Source organism: Streptomyces niveiscabiei (assembly GCF_001419795.1).
Lineage (GTDB): Bacteria > Actinomycetota > Actinomycetes > Streptomycetales > Streptomycetaceae > Streptomyces > Streptomyces niveiscabiei.
In genome coordinates this window covers 1-3,970 of the sequence record NZ_LIRL01000210.1, presented here as the reverse complement: position 1 = coordinate 3,970, position 3,970 = coordinate 1, and the positions used below count along the sequence as shown (strand labels likewise).

Annotated in this window: 3 protein-coding genes; all 3 read left to right on the top strand. The window is 73.3% G+C overall.

Annotated features, from left to right (window positions below; all coding sequences use genetic code 11):
• On the top strand, window positions 1–933 hold a 933-nt coding region (gene mtnA, locus AOK24_RS11895; protein ID WP_240553831.1), incomplete at its 5' end, for an S-methyl-5-thioribose-1-phosphate isomerase.
• A 124-nt stretch (window positions 934–1,057) separates the two neighbouring features.
• On the top strand, window positions 1,058–1,747 hold the full coding sequence (mtrA, locus tag AOK24_RS11890; RefSeq protein WP_005316841.1) for a two-component system response regulator MtrA: 690 nt from the start codon (window positions 1,058–1,060) through the stop codon (window positions 1,745–1,747).
• 1 nt (window position 1,748) lies between these two features.
• Window positions 1,749–3,968, top strand: a complete 2,220-nt coding sequence (gene mtrB / locus AOK24_RS11885; RefSeq protein ID WP_055720032.1) for an MtrAB system histidine kinase MtrB — start codon at window positions 1,749–1,751, stop codon at window positions 3,966–3,968.
• Window positions 3,969–3,970 lie beyond the last annotated feature (2 nt).

Sequence of the window (3,970 nt, the reverse complement as noted above, 5' to 3'; positions counted from 1 at the left end):
GGCGTCGCCGGGGCGTACGGGGTCGCGCTCGCCGCCGCGCGCGGGTTCGACGCCCAGGAGGCGGCGGCGGCTCTCGCGGGCGCGCGCCCGACCGCCGTGAACCTCTCCGTCGGCGTGACGCGGGCCCTGGACGCGCACCGGGCCGCGCTCGACGAGGGCGGGGACGAGCGGCGGGCCGCGCAGGCGGCGCTGGCCGCAGCGCGGCGGCTGCACCAGGAGGACGCCGAGGCCAGCGCCGGGATGGCGCGGCACGGGCTCGCGCTCCTCGACGAGCTGCTGCCGGGCGGCGGGCACCGGATCCTCACCCACTGCAACACCGGTTCGCTGGTGTCCGGCGGGGAGGGGACGGCGTTCGCGGTGGCGCTGGCCGCGCACCGCGCGGGGCGGCTGCGCCGGCTGTGGGTGGACGAGACGCGTCCGCTGCTCCAGGGGGCGCGGCTCACGGCGTACGAGGCGGCGCGCAGCGGGATGGCGTACACGCTGCTCACCGACAACGCGGCGGGGTCGCTGTTCGCGGCCGGGGAGGTGGACGCGGTGCTCATCGGGGCGGACCGGATCGCGGCCGACGGGTCGGTGGCGAACAAGATCGGCAGCTATCCGCTGGCGGTCCTCGCGCGCTACCACCACGTGCCGTTCGTCGTGGTCGCTCCGGTGACGACGATCGACCTGGAGACACCTGACGGGGCGTCGATCGAGGTCGAGCAGCGGCCCGGGTACGAGGTGACGGAGGTCGTCGCACCGCAGGCGCCGGTCGTCGGATCGGGCGGCGGGATCCCTGTCGCGCCGCTCGGCACCCAGGCGTACAACCCGGCGTTCGACGTGACGCCGCCCGAGCTGGTGACGGCCGTCGTCACCGAGGAGGGGGCCGTCTCGCCGGTGACCGCGGAGGCGATCGCCGGGCTGTGCGCGAGGTCACGGCGGGTGACGATCTAGCCGTACGCGGGTGCGCGGGCGCGGGTGGGAGGGGGCCTGGGCAGACAGTGACCGGTCGGGGCGGCTATGGTCACGGGTCAGTGACCTGCCTCACCTGCGCTCCGGGCACCGTTATGAGAATGGGATGATGTCGTTTATGAAGGGACGAGTCCTTGTCGTCGACGACGACACCGCACTGGCCGAGATGCTCGGCATCGTGCTGCGTGGTGAGGGTTTTGAGCCGTCTTTCGTAGCCGACGGTGACAAGGCGCTGGCTGCTTTCCGGGAGGCCAAGCCGGATCTGGTGCTGCTGGATCTGATGCTGCCCGGGAGGGACGGCATCGAGGTGTGCCGGCTGATCCGGGCGGAGTCCGGGGTGCCGATCGTGATGCTCACGGCGAAGAGCGACACCGTCGACGTGGTGGTGGGCCTGGAGTCCGGGGCCGACGACTACATCGTCAAGCCGTTCAAGCCGAAGGAGCTGGTCGCGCGGATCCGCGCGCGCCTGCGGCGGTCCGAGGAACCGGCGCCGGAGCAGCTGACGATAGGCGACCTGGTCATCGACGTCGCCGGGCACTCGGTCAAGCGCGACGGGCAGTCGATCGCGCTGACGCCGCTGGAGTTCGACCTGCTGGTCGCGCTCGCGCGCAAGCCGTGGCAGGTCTTCACCCGCGAGGTGCTCCTCGAACAGGTGTGGGGCTACCGGCACGCGGCGGACACCCGCCTGGTCAACGTGCACGTGCAGCGGCTGCGCTCCAAGGTCGAGAAGGACCCGGAGCGGCCGGAGATCGTCGTGACCGTCCGCGGTGTCGGTTACAAGGCCGGGCCGAGCTGACATGTCCGGGGACAGTGCCGCTTCGGCGCCAGGCCGGTCAGGGGCCCGGCCGCAGCGGCCTGTCGGCCGGGACAGCGATCAGGCTCTGAGGGCCCTGAAGGGCCCCAGGACGGCCAAGGACCGCTTCGGGCGGCTCCTGGACGGCGGGCTCCTCCAGGGCGGCGTACAGGGCAGCCCAGTGCTGCGGCTGCTGCTGCGCTGGGTACGGCGTCCGCTGCTGCCGGTGATGCGGCTGTGGCGGCGCAACATCCAGCTCAAGGTCGTCGTCACCACCCTGCTGATGTCCCTGGGCGTCGTCCTGCTGCTCGGGTTCGTCGTCATCGGGCAGGTCCGCAACGGCCTGCTGGACGCCAAGGTGCGCGCCTCGCAGAGCCAGGCCACCGGCGGGTTCGCCGTCGCCAAGCAGCAGGCCGACACGGAGGCCGCCGGCGACGGGCCGGCCTCCTCCACCGACCGCTCCGCGCAGAACGTCAGCCCGTGGCTCAGCGTCCTCGTGTCGTCGCTCTCCAGCGGCGGCCAGGGCGCCTTCGACGTCGTCACGCTGCCCACCGGCGGCGGTGAGGGCGGGCCGGGGCCGCGCGCCTCCGGGGGTGTGAGCCCCACCGCGAGCGTGCCGGACGCCCTGCGCGCGCGCCTGAAGGACTCCACCTCCGCCGCCCAGAGCTACACCCGCATCCGCTACGACAGCGGCAAGGAGTCGCAGCCCGCGCTGGTCATCGGCAAGCGGCTCAGCGACCCCAACGGCGCCGCCTACGAGCTGTACTACCTCTTCCCGCTCACCCAGGAGGAGAAGTCCCTCAGCCTCGTCAAGGGCACCCTGGCGACCGCCGGGCTCTTCGTCGTCGTCCTCCTCGGGGCGATCGCCTGGCTCGTCGTACGGCAGGTCGTCACGCCCGTGCGGATGGCCGCCGGGATCGCCGAGCGGCTGTCCGCCGGGCGGTTGCAGGAGCGGATGAAGGTCACCGGCGAGGACGACATCGCGCGCCTGGGCGAGGCGTTCAACAAGATGGCGCAGAACCTCCAGCTGAAGATCCAGCAGCTGGAGGACCTCTCGCGGATGCAGCGCCGGTTCGTGTCCGACGTGTCGCACGAACTGCGCACCCCCCTGACGACCGTACGGATGGCCGCCGACGTCATCCACGACGCGCGCGAGGACTTCGATCCGATGACCGCGCGCTCCGCCGAACTCCTCGCTGACCAGCTGGACCGGTTCGAGACGCTCCTCGCCGACCTGCTGGAGATCAGCCGGTTCGACGCGGGCGCGGCGGCGCTGGAGGCCGAGCCGATAGACCTGCGCGAGGTCGTACGGCGGGTCGTCGACGGGGCCGCGCCGCTCGCCGAGCGCAAGGGGACGAACGTACGCGTCGTCGGCGATCAGCAGCCCGTCGTCGCCGAGGCCGACGCGCGGCGCGTGGAGCGGGTGCTGCGCAACCTCGTCGTCAACGCCGTGGAGCACGGTGAGGGGCGGGACGTGGTGGTGAAGCTGGCCGCCGCCGGGGGCGCTGTCGCCGTCGCCGTGCGCGACTACGGCGTCGGGCTGAAGCCCGGTGAGGCCACGCGCGTGTTCAGCCGGTTCTGGCGGGCCGACCCCGCGCGCGCGAGGACGACCGGCGGGACCGGGCTCGGGCTGTCGATCGCCCTGGAGGACGCGCGTCTGCACGGCGGCTGGCTCCAGGCGTGGGGCGAGCCCGGGGGCGGCTCGCAGTTCCGGCTGACCCTGCCCCGTACGGCTGATGAGCCGCTGCGCGGGTCGCCGATACCGCTGGAGCCGAAGGACTCGCGCAGGAACCACGGCGCCTCCCGCGCACGCGAGAAGAGCGCGACCGTGCCGGTGCAGCAGAGCGCGGACCGGCTTCCGCGCGTGGGCGCGGTTTCCGCCACGGCTGATCCGACGGCGCTGCCGGGGAGCGGGGCGCGGGTCGTCCCGCGCGCGGGAGGGGCGGTTCCGGGGGAGACGGTCGCGGAGGAACGGGCTTTGACGGACGGGGCTTCGGTGGGGTCGGCGGTTTCCGTCGGCGTACCGGGCCCGATGGGTGCATCGGTTGCCGCGGACGTGTCGGCTTCGGCGGGAGTGTCGGTCTCTGTGGACGTGCCGGCCGCCGCAGAGGCGCTGCGGGGCGGTGCCGGTGGTGCTTCCGGGGCGCTGGACGCGTCAGGTTCATCCGGCTTGACTGGTTCATCTGGTTCGAGTGGGGAAGGGGAGGCCGCTCGTGGGCGGTGAGG